This is a genomic window from Mycolicibacterium aubagnense (genome assembly GCF_010730955.1).
GTDB lineage: Bacteria > Actinomycetota > Actinomycetes > Mycobacteriales > Mycobacteriaceae > Mycobacterium > Mycobacterium aubagnense.
The window spans coordinates 4,215,399-4,228,777 of sequence record NZ_AP022577.1 but is presented as its reverse complement, the minus strand read 5'-3'; the positions used below and the strand labels follow the sequence as shown (position 1 = coordinate 4,228,777).

The following is a 13,379-nucleotide window of genomic DNA, read 5'->3' as shown; positions in this document are numbered from 1 at the left end:
CTGACACTGTCACCACATGTTGACAATGTCACGATGTGCGACAGCTCCCAGCGCCGACCACTGCTACTTCACGTTGTCGACCGAGCGTCAACTTGCGGGTACACCCCACGCGCCGCGCCGTAGCAGCCGCAGCCCGTTGAGCCCGACGATGATCGTCGAACCCTCGTGGCCGGCCACACCCAATGGCAGGGGCAGTATTCCGACCAGGTCCCAGACCACCAGCACGGCAATGAATGTCGCCGCGATGGCCAGGTTGGCCATCACCACGCGGCGGGCTCGGCGGGACAGCGCGATCACGGCCGGGATGGCACGCAGCTCGTCGCCGATGACGACCGCGTCGGCGGTCTGCAACGTCAGGTCCGCTCCGGCGCCGCCGATCGCGATACCGACATTCGCGGCAGCCAGCGCGGGCGCGTCGTTGATGCCGTCACCGACCATGGCCAGCCGACTGCCATCGGCCTGCAGGTCCCGGACCGCGTCGACCTTGTCGTGCGGCAGCAGTCCGGCGCGAACCTCGGCGATGCCGACTGCGTCGGCCAATTGTCTTGCGGCAGAATAGTTGTCGCCGGTGATCAGCACTGGTTGGCGACCGGTCGCGGCCGTGACCGCCGAGACCGTCGACGCGGCATCGAGGCGCAGTTGGTCGGTCAATCCGAGGACAGCGACAGTGCGACCCTCGACCGCGACGACCACTGCGGTGTGGCCGCCCTGTTCGACTGCTGCTGCCGCAGTGCTATCCGCAGCGGCCGCGGGAGAGGTCACGCTGATCGCCAGGCCGTCAACGGTTGCCCGGACTCCGCGGCCGGGTTCTGCGACGAAGTCGGCGACGCGCGGCAGCGCCAGGCCACGCGCCTGTGCGGCACGAACGATGGCCGCACCCACCGGGTGCTCGCTGGGATGCTCGGCTGCCGCCACCAGCGTCAGTACGCGTTCCTCGGTGAAATCACCTGCCAGCACGTGGATTTGCGCAAGCACCGGGGTGCCACGCGTCAACGTTCCGGTCTTGTCGAAGGCCACCCGGGTCGTCGCACCGAGTTGTTCCATCACCACCGCCGACTTGACCAGCACGCCGTGACGTCCGGCATTGGCGATCGCCGCCAACAGCGGCGGCATCGTGGCCAGTACCACCGCGCACGGGGACGCGACGATCATGAACGTCATCGCCCGCAGCAGCGCCTCCCGCACCGATTCGCCTGCCAGCAGCGGGATTACGAACACCGCGAGGGTGACGGTGACCATGCCGATCGAGTAGCGCTGCTCGACCTTCTCGATGAACAGCTGGGTGCGCGCCTTGGTCTGGGATGCTTCTTCGACCAGCGCGGCGATACGTGCGACCACCGAGTCAGCAGCCCGGCGGTCCACCCGGATCCGCAAGGCCCCCGTGCCGTTGAGGGTTCCGGCGAACACCGCGTCACCAACGACCTTGTCGACCGGCAGCGGTTCGCCCGTGATGGTCGCCTGGTCGACCTCGCTCGCGCCGTCGATCACCGTGGCGTCGGCGGAGATCCGCTCCCCGGGCCGCACCAGAACCACGTCGCCGATCTCCAACTCCGCGGCTGGCACCACCTGCTCACCGCCGCCCGTCAATCGCGTCGCGGTGTCGGGGGCGAGGTCCAGCAGACCTCGGACCGAATCCTCGGTACGAGCCGTCGCCAGCGCTTCGAGGGCACCGGAGGTCGCGAAGATGACGATCAGCAGAGCACCGTCGGTGACCTGACCGATGGACGCCGCACCGATCGCGGCGACGACCATCAGCAGGTCGACATCGAGGGTCTTTTCCCGTAGGGCCTGCAATCCGGCCAGGGCCGGTTCCCAGCCGCCGGTCACGTAGCAGGCCAGATACAGCACCCACCACACCCACGCCGGGCCGCCGGTCAGCTGCACCAGCAGCCCGACCAGGAAGATGGCCAGAGCCGCTGCAGCCCAGCGCATCTCGGGAAGATTGAACCAGCCGCGACGCAACCGGTTCACCGCCACGCCGGCCGCCGCCGGCCGGTCGGCCTGAGTCACCGTCGCCACGATGCACCTCGCAAAAGCATGCAAACAACGTTATCAGAATAAATGAATACGTCTTCATGTGTGTGTCTTAGTACACTGGGACGATGGGACATGGTGTCGAGGGGCGTGATCGCCCGACCGGGCGTCTCGACGCCGACGCCGCAGCTCAGGTGGCCACGACGTTGCAGGCGCTCGCTACCCCGAGCCGGTTGATGATCCTCACCGAGCTGCGCCAAGGCGCTTGCTCCGTCACCGACCTCGCCGACGCGATCGGACTGGAACAGTCCCTCGTCTCCCACCAGCTCCGGCTGCTGCGCAACCTCGGGCTCGTGACCGGCACTCGCAGTGGCCGCAGCATCGTCTACAGCCTGTACGACAATCACGTCGCGCAACTGCTGGACGAGGCCGTCTACCACAGCGAGCACCTGCGACTGGGGCTGGCGGACCGTGCGGGCGACGCCGGCTGACCTGCCGGTGGACACCGGCACCGCATACCTGCGGGCAGCGATAGCCGAGCCGAACTCCGATTCAGTGCGCACACTCTTCGACCTCGCCGAGGGGTGCATCACTGCAGATGCCGGCTACGCGGTCGTCCAACCATCACTGCGACAGTCGACGTAATTCGCGAGGCAAGGAGAACGCGTGTCCACGACACCCACGAGCACCAACATCGCAACCTTCGAACGATTCCACTGCAGCTGTAACAGCGGCGACATCGACGACATCGCGAGCACCATCGACGAAGTCTTCCTGCCCGACGCCGTGGTTCACTCGCCGCTGACGGCGGGGTCCGGCCCCGAAACGATGAAGCAGATCTGGCGCTTGCTCCTGCGGGCGTTCCCCGACATCCACGTCATGGTCGACGACACCATCGTCGACCACGACAAGATCGCCTCGCGCCAGACGGTGACCGGGACGCACCGCGGCGAGTACCGCGGCCTCGCACCGACCGGGAAAGCCGTTGTATACGAGGAGATATTCATCATCCGGTTCTCCGACGGACAGATCGCCGAGGTCTGGGGTGTGGTCGACACCTTGACCCAACTGCGCCAGCTCGGCGCGATTCGCCTCTAGCGTGCGGGATATGCGTGAATCAGCGCCGTCGTGAGCTTCGGCACTGCGTGGACCAGGTGATGCTCGGCGTCGTGGGCGATCTGGTGGGCCTGCGCCAGGCTGAGATCCGGATCGAGGTCGAGTTCGACGTCGGCATGCAGGCGGTGGCCCAGCCAGCGCATCCGCACACTGTGCACCGAGCGCACACCGGGTTCGGCAGCCAGGGACCGCTCGGCGGTGTCCACGAGGGCCGGATCGACGCCATCGAGCAAGCGGCGGAACACATCTCGCACCGCGGTGCGCAGCACTGCCAGGATCGCGACCGTGATGAGCAACCCGACGATCGGGTCCGCCAGCGGATAGCCCAGCGCCACGCCGCCGGCGCCGAAAAGCACTGCCAGTGAGGTGAAACCGTCCGTCCGGGCGTGCACACCGTCGGCGACCAGCGCCGCCGAACCGATCTGACGACCCACCCGGATGCGATAGACCGCCACCGTCTCGTTCCCGAGGAAACCAACCAGCCCGGCCAGCGCCACCCACCCCACGTGATCGATGACCTGCGGGTGGATCAATCGCTGCACCGCCTCATAGCCGGCGATGATCGCCGACAGCGTGATCATCGCGACCACGAACAGCCCGGCGAGGTCCTCCACCCGGCCGAAGCCATAGGTATAACGGCGGGTCGCGGACTTGGCGCCCAACGCAAATGCGATCCACAGCGGCACCGCGGTGAGTGCGTCGGAGAAGTTGTGAATCGTGTCAGCAGCCAAGGCCACCGACCCCGACATCACGACGATGACGACCTGCACCAGGGCGGCGAGCCCGAGCACCAGCAGGCTGATCTTCACTGCCCGGATACCGGCGGCGCTCGATTCCAGCGCACTGTCCACGCTGTCCGCCGCGTCGTGCGAGTGCGGGGCGAAAATGCCCTTCACCGCGCCCCAGAGGCCATGGTCATGGTCGTGCGCATGGTCATGGTCGTGCAGCCCGCTCACCGTCGCTGGACCTTCCGCGTACCGGCATCCAGGCTCCGCACATCGGGGTCCTGCCGATGGTGCGCCGGCACACCCGGACCGGCATGCTCGGCGTTGTGTACCGCATCCACCACCAGTTGGTGGACGTGCTCGTTCTCCAGGCTGTAGAAGATCGACGTCCCGGAACGGCGCGTCTGCACCAGGCGGGCCATCCGGAGCTTCGCAAGGTGCTGTGACACCGACGGCGCCGGCTTGCCGACGCGCTCCGCCAACTCGTTCACCGACAGCTCGGAACCACTCAGCGCCCACAGGAGATGGACGCGCGTCGGGTCGGCAAGCATCCGGAACACTTCGACCACCAGACGCACCTGATCATCGGCGAGCGGCGCCGGCACCTGGTTATCTGCATTCATACGCAGATAATAGACCGTACGCCGGACCACCACCCGAGGAGCGGTGGTCAGCAACCATGTGCGGATGTAGCCCGCGCTGCCGCAGAAAATGTCGGCAGGGTCAATCAGCCTGCTACAGTCCGGCTATGTCCGGTGGTCAACCGGCACGAATTGGCACTGCGGAAAGGATTACGGCAATGGTGTTCACCAAATCGGTCGCCCAGCGGGCGGTCGTGGCTGCTGCAGGAGCCGCAATGGCCGTGATGGCCCCGATGGCCCTAGCCCTGCCGATGTCGGGCCAGGCGCTGGCCGACGCACCGAAGGCACCCAACTGCACTCCCGCGGACCTGGCCGGCGTGGCGTCAGGTGTCGCCGCAGCGGCCTCCGCCTACCTGTTCACACACCCGGACGTCAACGACTTCTATGGCAGCCTGCAGGGCAAGCCGCGCGATGAGGTCGCCAACGACGTGCGCACCTTCTTCGCCGCAAACCCGCAGGCGCACGACGAACTTCGGGCCATCCGTCAGCCCATGACCGACTTCCGCGAGCGCTGCGGCCTGGCGCAGCCCGACCGGCCGCTGCTGGGCGAATGATGTCCGCCGCCTCGTCACGCCCCCGTCGTCGGCTGATCGCCGCCGCGCTGGCCACCGCAGCCGTACCCGGATTGCTCGCCATCATCCCCGCGGGCACCGCGAGTGCCGATGTCTGCTTCGGCGCCGGACGGCGCATCACAGTCAGCGGATGCACCGACTTCGGCGCCGTCGCACCGTACGTACCGCCGCCGGCGTACTACGCGCCGCTACCCGAGGACATGCCGCCGCCACCCCCACCACCGCCGCCCGTGCAGGGCTGCGTGGGCTGGAACGGGCGCTGGGTCAGCGCCAACACCTGCCGCTAGACGCGAACCCGCCCCGGATCACGCCGGTCAGTGCGCCCGTGCGGCTGCCGGCTGGTCCGTTGCGTCGGATCGGCCGCGCAGCGCCCAGTGCAGGCGTTTGGCCGCGGTCAATGCGCCGCTGGGCTCATGCGGCTGCCCGTAGTGGATGAGCAGCGTGACCCGGCGCTGGCCCGACGCGATCGGCATGTTGGCATGCAGGCTCCGGTAGCCCCAGAACAGGTACACGTCACCGACATTCATGTCGACGATGGCCGGGCCGTGGCTGCGCCCGAGGCTGTCCATGATCCGCTGCCGGAACGTCGCACTTTGGTGGACGATCTTCTCGACGATGTTGACCATCACCGAACGGCGGAACGGCCGCTTGTTGAAGTAACCGACAAGCTCTCCCGACCGGCCCGGTTCGGCGTCAGGAATGAACAGCGGGACGACCAGGGTCACGACACTGGCGTCGTAGTGGAACCACCACGCATCACCGTCGGCGTGCGGCCCGGCCACGATGCGCACTGCGGTACCGGCCAACTCGTGGTCACGGTCCGGGAACCGCTGCCGGACGACGTTGTCGAGAAAAGTGCGAACTGAATCACTGGCCATGAACGCCTGAATCGACTTCAGGTGCCCATCCTGGGGCGAGGTGACGAAATGGTCTTTCTCGCCATATTCGGCCAACCAGCGGTCGATTTCCGCCCGGGAATCGATCACCCAGTCCCATTGCACGGCATTTGCTACCCGTGCGACGCCCGCGGCGTCGAGCTGGTGCGCCACATCGACGGGATCGCACGCGTTCATGTCAAATTCACACATTTGGACGGAAGTGTAGACAACGCGAGAACGTCGTTACCACGATTGCTGCGATTTGACATTTGCTCCGCCAGGGCCATGGAACCCGATGCTCGCCCGAAATGATTCTGCAATTCGGTAAATACTGTTGAATATCTGCACTTCGCGGGCATAGATCGGCCCAATTCCCGCGGGAGAGCGGGGCCGATCCGTGCGGAGATCGAATTCTTCTGCGTCCGCGTTCACCCAGAGTCTTGTCATCGAGGCCGTGACCTCCACGGACCGCATCCGGGCGCGCCGGCCGCAGGGGCTCGCCGGCCCAAATACCGTCCAGACCAGTTCGCCAACTACCATGAGGCGTCCCCGCCCCCGTAGCTCAGGGGATAGAGCACGGCTCTCCTAAAGCCGGTGTCGCAGGTTCGAATCCTGCCGGGGGCACTTTTCGCGTGTATGACGTCGGTTGATGGTTGACGTTTCGTCTTCGGTTGATGGCTGACAGTGTTTCGGCTGATGCTTTACGCCTGTGTCGGTTGATCCTTGACACTCCCTAGATGAGGGAGTTGAGCGTGGCTGAGCAGCGGTATCAGACGGTGCTGGCGGTGATCAGTGATGGGTTGTCGGTGACGCAGGCGGCCGAGAAGGCTGGGGTGTCGCGCCAGACGGTGCATGGCTGGTTGGCCCGGTATGAGGCCGAGGGTTTGGACGGGTTGGTTGATCGGTCGCATCGGCCGGTGTCGTGTCCGCATCAGATGCCGGCACAGGTTGAGGCGGCCGTCCTGGAGTTGCGGCGCTCACGCCCGTATTGGGGGCCGCGGCGGTTGGTGTTCGAGCTGACCAAACGCAAGGTGTCCCCGGTGCCGTCGGAATCGGCGGTCTACCGGGCGTTGGTGCGGGCCGGTTTGATCGACCCGGCGCTGCGGGATCGGCGTTCGCGCAAGTGGAAACGTTGGGAACGGGGCGCGCCGATGGAGTTGTGGCAGATGGATGTCGTGGGCGGATTCCCGCTGGCCGACGGGACCAGCGCGAAGGCGCTGACCGGGATCGACGACCACTCCCGGATGTGTGTGTGCGCTCGGTTGATGGCCCGCGAACGCACCCGCGCGGTGTGCGACGGGCTGCGCGATGCGTTGGCCAGGTATGGGTCTCCGGAGCAGATCTTGACCGACAACGGCAAGGTGTTCACCGGCCGGTTCAATCACCCACCGGTGGAAGTGCTCTTTGACGCAATCTGCCGCGAGCACGGCATCGAGCACTTGTTGACCCAGCCACGCTCACCCACCACGACCGGCAAGATCGAACGGTTCCACCGCAGCCTGCGGGCCGAATTCCTTTCCACTGCAGCGCCTTTCCCCAATCTGAACGCGGCGCAGCGGGCCTTGGATGCGTGGGTGCTCGAGTACAACACCACCCGGCCGCACCAGTCGCTGAAGATGGCCACCCCGGCTGCGCGGTTCACCGCGGCAGCGCCGGCAGCGGCGCCGTCGACCTCCAAGGCGGCGCGTGAACACCAGCGTCACGGCTCGGATTGGGTCTCGCGGCGAGTCACCACCAACGGAGTGGTGTGCGTGTCGTGGCAGCAGGTCAGCATTGGCAGGCACTGGGCCGGGCAACGCTGCGACGTGCATGTCGACGGGGACCTGCTGCGGTTCTGGGTCGGTGAGCAATTAGTCAAAACCGCCGCCCGCAACAGCACCGGCGAGGTACGAAACAAGAAGGCCTGCCGCAACCGCGAACAGGCCTGACCAACAACACGAGTGTCAAGGATCAACCGACACAGATCCGTCACCCATCAACCGAAGCCCGACAGGGGCACTTTTCGCGCAGTCGTACGCCGAGCGTGGGACCTGCCGTGACCCGCCTCGGCGTGTCGTCTCAGCAACCCCCACGCTCGGCGTAGGGCACTACCCCGGTAGGTAGATCAGCCTGGCCAGGACCACCGTGATCACCATGGTCAGCACCAGCAGGGGCACGCCGACTTTCGCGTAGTCGGAGAACTTGTACCCGCCGGGCTCCATGACCAGCATGTTGGTCGGCGACGACACCGGCGTGACAAACGCGGCGGAACAGGCGATGGCCACCGTCATCGCGAAGCCTTGCGGCGAGACGTGCAAGGCCTGGGCCGCTTCGATGGCCACCGGCGCGATGAGCACTGCCGTCGCGGAGTTCGAGATGAACAGGGCAACCACCGCCGTCACCAGGAAGACCACGGCGAGCATGCCGGTCGGGCCAAGCCGGCCCAAGGTGGCGACCAAGTGGCCGGCGATCAGCGTCGTCGTCCCCGTTTTGGCCAACGCGGTGGCCAACGGCAACATGCCGGCGATCAGTACCAGCGTGTTCCAGCTGATCAACCGGTAGATGCTGTCGACGCGCACGCAACCGGCACCGACCATGGCCAGTGCCGCGAGCAGTGCCGCGTCGGCGCCGGGCAGCCAGCCGAACGCCATGCACGTGACCATCGCGACGAGGATGACCACCGCAGCGCGTGCCCGGCCCGGCGCGACCAACCGCTGTTCGTATTCGGCGGGCAGGTTGAGCAGGATGAAGTTCCGGCGAGAATCGCTGAGCCGCTCGATGTCGTCCCAGTTGCCACCCACCAACATCGCGTCACCGAAGTCGAGGGTGCGGTTGGTCAGGTCGCCGGTGATGCACTGTCCGCGGTGCCGGACCGCCAGGACCGTCACGTTGTGGGCGGTGGCCAGATCGAGATCGCCGAGCGTGGACCCGATGGACTTCGACTCCGGCGCCAGCATCACTTCGGCCACACCGACGTTCTGCAGCACCTCGCGACGCTCATCTTCGGCACGCGGACCCGTCACCTGGCAGCGAAGGTCGGCCGACACCGCGGCGGTGTGTTGCTCGTCGACCAGAATGAAGACGAGATCGCCTGCCTCGAAGACGATTTCCGGCCGTGCCGACAGGTACCGGACAGTGCCACGCGCTTGTTTCTCGAATCCGAGAAGGTCGAGTCCGTAGCGGTCGCGCAGCGACTGTCGTTGCGCCGCAACCGATTTTCCAACCAAGGGCGAGTCATCGGAGACGTGCAGCAGATGCCAGCGGCGCTTCAAGCCATAGGACTCGATGACGTCGAAGGTGGAGAGCTCGTTAGCATCCTCCGCGCCGGTCTTTCTGCGGCTCAACAGGTTACGGCCGACGGCGAGCATGAAAACGACACTCACCACGAGCGTGACGACGCCGAACGGCGTGAAGCCGAAGAAGCCGAGCGTCGGCGTGATGCCGCGCTGGGAAAGGATGCCTTCGATGATGATGTTCGGTGAGGACGCGATCGACGTCATCATGCCGCTGATCATCACGGCCACGCACAAGGGCATCAGCATGCGCTTGCGGTTCAAACCCGTTGCGGCAGTGACCGTCAACACCACGGGGATCAGCATCGAGACGATGGCAGACGAGTTCATGACCGAACCGATGCCGGCAGACAGGACCATGATCAACGCGACAAGCCGCGATTCACTGCGGCCACCGACCTTGACGATGAACTCACCGAGTCGCTGCGTGATCCCGGTGTTGACCAAACCCGCGCTGACGATGAATATGCCGGCCAACAGGATCACCACCGGAGAGCCGAACCCGGCCAACGCTTCTGCGGGCGTGAGCACGCCAGAGGTCATCAATGCGACCACGATAAGCACGCCGACGATGTCGGCGCGTGGACGTCCCCACACGAACAGACCAACCGCACCGGCCAGGATGCCGACGACGATCCACATCTGGTGAGTCACTGGACAGCCTCAGACCAGCTGACGAATTCGTGCATCCTTGATCAATAGCATCCGATGCAGCGGATCGGATGGAAGTCGCCCCTAGCTGCCGGCAATCCGCTCATTGCGCGCTGATCAGTTCACGAGCGCCAGCGCATGCGCGCGCCGCAGCTTGCCCGACGGCGTCTTCGGGATCACTCCGGGCTCGATCACCACCACATTGCGCGGCCGGACGTCGACCTCGGCGAACACCTCGTGCGCCACCTGCCGCTCGATGCGCCGCACCTGGGATGGTTCACTCCAACTCTTGGATTCGACTGCCACGGCGAAAGTCTCGCGCGACAGCCCGGCGTCCAATCGCACCGCTACAGCACCGCCCGGTCGCACGCCCTCGACGCGGGCGGCGGCTCGCTCGATGTCCGTCGGGTAGATTTTGCGCCCGGCCATGATGATGACGTCTTTGACCCGGCCGCACACCACGATGCTGCCGTTCTCGGTCAAGTAGCCCAGGTCCCCGGTGTCATACCAGCCTTGGTCGTCTTGAACCGAGAGGAATCCGGCGACCGTCGTATACCCCGGTGTTACCGGCTCACCGCGCACCTCGATGACGCCGACACCGCGGGCCGCCAAGACACTGCCGTCCTCATCGACGACGCGCGCTTGAATGCCGCGCAGCGGCCGGCCCAGACACACGAGCCGCCGGGTATGGCCCCGGTTCGCCGGCACCGCTCGCTGCAGAACTCCGAGCAGATCGGCGTCGACTTCATCGACGATCATCCCGGCGCCGCATTCGGTGAACGACACCGCCACCGTCGTCTCGGCCATCCCGTACGCCGGCACAATGGCCTCTGGCTTCAGCCCGAACGGCGCCCCGGCGTCGCATAGGTCCTCCACGTCGGCGGCCTCCACTTGCTCGGCGCCCGACAACGCCCAGCGCAACGAGGAGAGATCGAATTGGCCCGGTGTGGCCTGCCTACGCAACCGCTTGGCGAACAACTTGTAAGCGAAGTTCGGGGCGGCGGTCATCGTGCCCCTGTACTTGTCAATGAGCTTGGCCCACAACAACGTATCGCGCAGAAAATCCATCGGAGTTATCTTGATCAGTTCCACGCCGTAGTACATCGGCACGGCGAGATAGCCGGTCATACCCATGTCATGGAAGCAGGGCAGCCAGCTCACGATCACATCGGAATCCGTGTCGACTTTGGCGCCCGCGAACATCGCCTCGGCATTGGCGACGAAATTCGCGTGCGTGATCCGAACCGCCTTGGGCGGTCCGGTGGATCCCGACGTCAACTGCAGGAACGCGACGTCGTCGTCGGTGGTATCCAGCGGATCGATCGACGGACCGTCGAGCAGCTGCTCGACGGTTACCACCTGCATGCCCAATTGCGACAGCAACGGCGCGGCGGGCATGAACGGGTCGGACACGATCACCGCCTTCGCAGCGATCATGTTGACGACGGCGGCGGTTTCCTGGACCCAGCGCGGCAGATCGGTGCGCGGGGTGGGTTGATGCAGCATCGTCAGGCTCGCGCCGCGCATCCACACTCCCTGTGCGGTCGGAGCGATGTCGACTGGGGCGCCGGCCAGCACCGCGACCGCATCGCCATGTCCGACCCCGGCCGCCGCCAGCCCACCCGCGACGTGCCTCGCCCGGTGATGTACCTCGATCCAGGTACGCCGCACTGGCGAGTCGGGCTCACCCGTGACCATGCCCTTGAGGCTGCACTGTGCGTTTGCGAACATCGTCTCGGTAAATTTGCTCACACGGCTTCCCCTGACTACGGCGCGTTAGCGCTTGAGGGCGTCGTGTTCGCCTGCAGGCGTTGACAACACTGCGTCAGCGTGCAGGGACGAGGCCGGAATGAGCGACTGCGGCCGAACCTCGCGCGATCCCCTCTCCCACCTGAATCGTAGCCGTTCTGAGACAGATGACAGCACGAATTTGGCTGTGTCCGAAGGCAAAGTGCGCGATGGTGTCGCTTTTGAGTCCTTCGAACGATCGAAGTCGAACTCTTCCAATGACTTTCGAGAAGGGAACCGGGCAGCGGGAAACCTACCGGGCCGGACTCGGGCGTGTCGTCGACGAGGTTGACGGCCGAGGTGGGGCGGGCGGACCGACAGCCGCGGCGAGTACGGCGCGGACGCGCTCGCCTGGGCTATCGGCGGTTCCGCGCAACATGGACCGCAATGTCCCGTTCGACGCTACCGAGCAACCCAGTAGGTCAACGGTGACGTATGCCGGATCATCGTCGGCCCGGTCGATGATGAGCAGCTCCTGCTGCCCGTCGTCGTAGGGACAGCTCATCCGCCCGACGACGATGTTGGGCCCCACCGCGTTCAGATCCGCGACCAGTGCGGACAACCGGCCGCCATCGATCACCGCGGCCCCAACCAGGTGTCGGTCCTGGTCGGCCACATTATCCGCCGCATAGCGACACACGAGGGCCGAGATCGGCGTACCCGCCACCATCAGTGATTCCTGCCCTACCGGGAAGGGGAAGGCGCCCCGCCCGGGACCAGTTGCCGGGCAGGCCGAGGCCTGATCGTCGGCGCGAGCGGCGGACGCGAATGTGGGGATGCTGGTGACCGCGCCGACCAGCATCAGTGATGCCGCAAAGCATGTCGACTTCGATATTCGCGACGAACTGTTCATCGAGGACACCAACTGCCAAGGGAGCGGACGACAGGACCGTCAGTCGGTTGAGGTCATGAATCGCAGATAGCACGCCCCGAAGATCAGTACGATCCCGACATTGGCCATCAGACGGGGCATGAACTGGTGGCGAAACAGCAGAACGTCAACACCGACGATGATCGAAATCATCGCCAGCGCATACGCTGCGAGCAATACGGGTTTGCCCATGTATCAGTTCTACTCCGCGACCCTGACCCGATGACGATTCACGGCAGCAGGATGTAGCTCATCCCCGGGATGTGCTGGGTGTCGCGGGTCCACCAGGCGAACGGGCCACCGTGCGACTCGTTGTTCATCTCGGTGATGTTGATCCAGCGGCCGGACACCGAATTCACCCACGCCACGTGCCCGTACTCACTGACGCCCGGCAGCTCGGACGGATACACCGCGATGGACCGGGCCTGCGGTTCGTCCACGACCGTCCAGCCACGAGACCGGGCGGAGTCGGCCCAGAGCTTCGCGTTGCCGTGGATGTCCGGGTAGTAGCCCACGTTCTCGAAGGCCTTTTGCAATGCACCCCAGGTGCACTGACCCGGCCCCCCGGAGTTCGAGGCCTGCACCGCACCCATGGTTCGGCCGGGGAGGGAGGACGGCTGGCCGGCGGATTGGCCGGTCTGCTGTCCGTAACCCGTCGGGTCGACGTAGACCGGCGAATCGGCGTTGCTCAGCGGCGCCGACACCACCCCCGCGCCGGCGATCAAAGCGGCCGCGAGCATGCCACCCGCATACGACCTGAAGCTCATGGCGTACATCCGTCCCCCCGATCAAGCGAACGAACCGATGCTTGGATCAAATCACAATTCGGTCACGATTAGACACGAATTCAAAAACATCACTTGGCAAACTGTCAACTTTTGCTCAAGAGAT

General features: G+C 65.6%; 14 protein-coding genes, 1 tRNA gene and 1 pseudogene. 6 read left to right on the top strand and 10 right to left on the bottom strand.

Annotated elements, in window-relative coordinates; translation table 11 throughout:
* Nucleotides 1–87: 87 nt before the first annotated feature.
* The gene (locus tag G6N59_RS20275; protein ID WP_275938272.1) at nt 88–2,019 is read right to left on the bottom strand and encodes a heavy metal translocating P-type ATPase; all 1,932 of its coding nucleotides are present in this window, start codon (nt 2,017–2,019) and stop codon (nt 88–90) included.
* Between the two features lie 83 nt (nt 2,020–2,102).
* Here G6N59_RS20275 and G6N59_RS20270 point away from each other — a divergent pair, with 83 nt between their 5' ends.
* Both G6N59_RS20270 and G6N59_RS20265 read left to right on the top strand, forming a co-directional pair.
* Nucleotides 2,103–2,465, top strand: coding sequence for an ArsR/SmtB family transcription factor (locus tag G6N59_RS20270; protein ID WP_133762257.1), 363 nt, complete (start codon nt 2,103–2,105; stop codon nt 2,463–2,465).
* A 175-nt stretch (nt 2,466–2,640) separates the two neighbouring features.
* Nucleotides 2,641–3,072 (top strand): ester cyclase, encoded by a 432-nt coding sequence (locus tag G6N59_RS20265; protein ID WP_138228640.1) that lies wholly within the window; start codon nt 2,641–2,643, stop codon nt 3,070–3,072.
* Here G6N59_RS20265 and G6N59_RS20260 read toward each other — a convergent pair.
* Both G6N59_RS20260 and G6N59_RS20255 read right to left on the bottom strand, forming a co-directional pair.
* Nucleotides 3,069–4,037, bottom strand: coding sequence for a cation diffusion facilitator family transporter (locus G6N59_RS20260; RefSeq protein WP_138228710.1), 969 nt, complete (start codon nt 4,035–4,037; stop codon nt 3,069–3,071). The two genes, G6N59_RS20265 and G6N59_RS20260, sit on opposite strands and share 4 nt — an antisense overlap.
* Before the next feature lie 5 nt (nt 4,038–4,042).
* Nucleotides 4,043–4,438: an ArsR/SmtB family transcription factor gene (locus G6N59_RS20255; RefSeq protein WP_138228639.1), complete on the bottom strand. Its 396-nt coding sequence runs from the start codon at nt 4,436–4,438 to the stop codon at nt 4,043–4,045.
* 176 nt (nt 4,439–4,614) lie between these two features.
* Here G6N59_RS20255 and G6N59_RS20250 point away from each other — a divergent pair, with 176 nt between their 5' ends.
* Together G6N59_RS20250 and G6N59_RS20245 are read left to right on the top strand one after the other, a co-directional pair.
* Complete coding sequence (locus G6N59_RS20250; protein ID WP_138228638.1) at nt 4,615–5,010, top strand: heme-binding protein; 396 nt, start codon at nt 4,615–4,617, stop codon at nt 5,008–5,010.
* A complete protein-coding gene (locus tag G6N59_RS20245) occupies nt 5,010–5,315 on the top strand; it encodes a hypothetical protein (protein ID WP_138228637.1) in 306 nt (101 codons plus the stop codon). Before G6N59_RS20250 ends, G6N59_RS20245 begins: the two co-directional genes overlap by 1 nt.
* 27 nt (nt 5,316–5,342) lie before the next feature.
* On the opposite strand, the gene G6N59_RS20240 is transcribed toward G6N59_RS20245, so the two are convergent.
* Nucleotides 5,343–6,116 carry a hypothetical protein gene (locus G6N59_RS20240; protein ID WP_138228636.1) on the bottom strand — a complete coding sequence of 258 codons (774 nt, stop codon included), beginning with the start codon at nt 6,114–6,116 and terminating at the stop codon, nt 5,343–5,345.
* Between the two features lie 341 nt (nt 6,117–6,457).
* On the opposite strand from G6N59_RS20240, the gene G6N59_RS20235 reads away from it, so the two are divergent.
* A tRNA-Arg gene (locus G6N59_RS20235) sits at nt 6,458–6,530 on the top strand.
* A 113-nt stretch (nt 6,531–6,643) separates the two neighbouring features.
* Entirely contained in the window at nt 6,644–7,834 is a 1,191-nt protein-coding gene (locus G6N59_RS20230; protein ID WP_138228607.1) for an IS481 family transposase, read from the top strand.
* Between the two features lie 159 nt (nt 7,835–7,993).
* Here the strand turns inward: G6N59_RS20230 and G6N59_RS20225 are convergent, their stop codons facing one another.
* The 6 genes and pseudogenes from G6N59_RS20225 to G6N59_RS20210 all read right to left on the bottom strand — a co-directional run bounded on the left by G6N59_RS20225 (nt 7,994) and on the right by G6N59_RS20210 (nt 13,255).
* Complete coding sequence (locus G6N59_RS20225; RefSeq protein WP_138228606.1) at nt 7,994–9,832, bottom strand: SLC13 family permease; 1,839 nt, start codon at nt 9,830–9,832, stop codon at nt 7,994–7,996.
* 114 nt (nt 9,833–9,946) lie between these two features.
* Nucleotides 9,947–11,581, bottom strand: a complete 1,635-nt coding sequence (locus tag G6N59_RS20220) for a fatty acyl-AMP ligase (protein WP_138228605.1) — start codon at nt 11,579–11,581, stop codon at nt 9,947–9,949.
* A gap of 199 nt (nt 11,582–11,780) precedes the next feature.
* A pseudogene (locus tag G6N59_RS30715) lies at nt 11,781–11,875 on the bottom strand (IS21-like element ISAau2 family helper ATPase IstB); the annotation flags it as partial.
* Complete coding sequence (locus G6N59_RS20215; protein ID WP_138228604.1) at nt 11,871–12,470, bottom strand: hypothetical protein; 600 nt, start codon at nt 12,468–12,470, stop codon at nt 11,871–11,873. The pseudogene G6N59_RS30715 and the gene G6N59_RS20215, both read right to left, overlap by 5 nt.
* Nucleotides 12,471–12,509: 39 nt before the next feature.
* On the bottom strand, nt 12,510–12,680 hold the full coding sequence (locus G6N59_RS30605; protein ID WP_170212343.1) for a hypothetical protein: 171 nt from the start codon (nt 12,678–12,680) through the stop codon (nt 12,510–12,512).
* 38 nt (nt 12,681–12,718) lie between these two features.
* Nucleotides 12,719–13,255 carry a CHAP domain-containing protein gene (locus tag G6N59_RS20210; RefSeq protein ID WP_163911525.1) on the bottom strand — a complete coding sequence of 179 codons (537 nt, stop codon included), beginning with the start codon at nt 13,253–13,255 and terminating at the stop codon, nt 12,719–12,721.
* Nucleotides 13,256–13,379 lie beyond the last annotated feature (124 nt).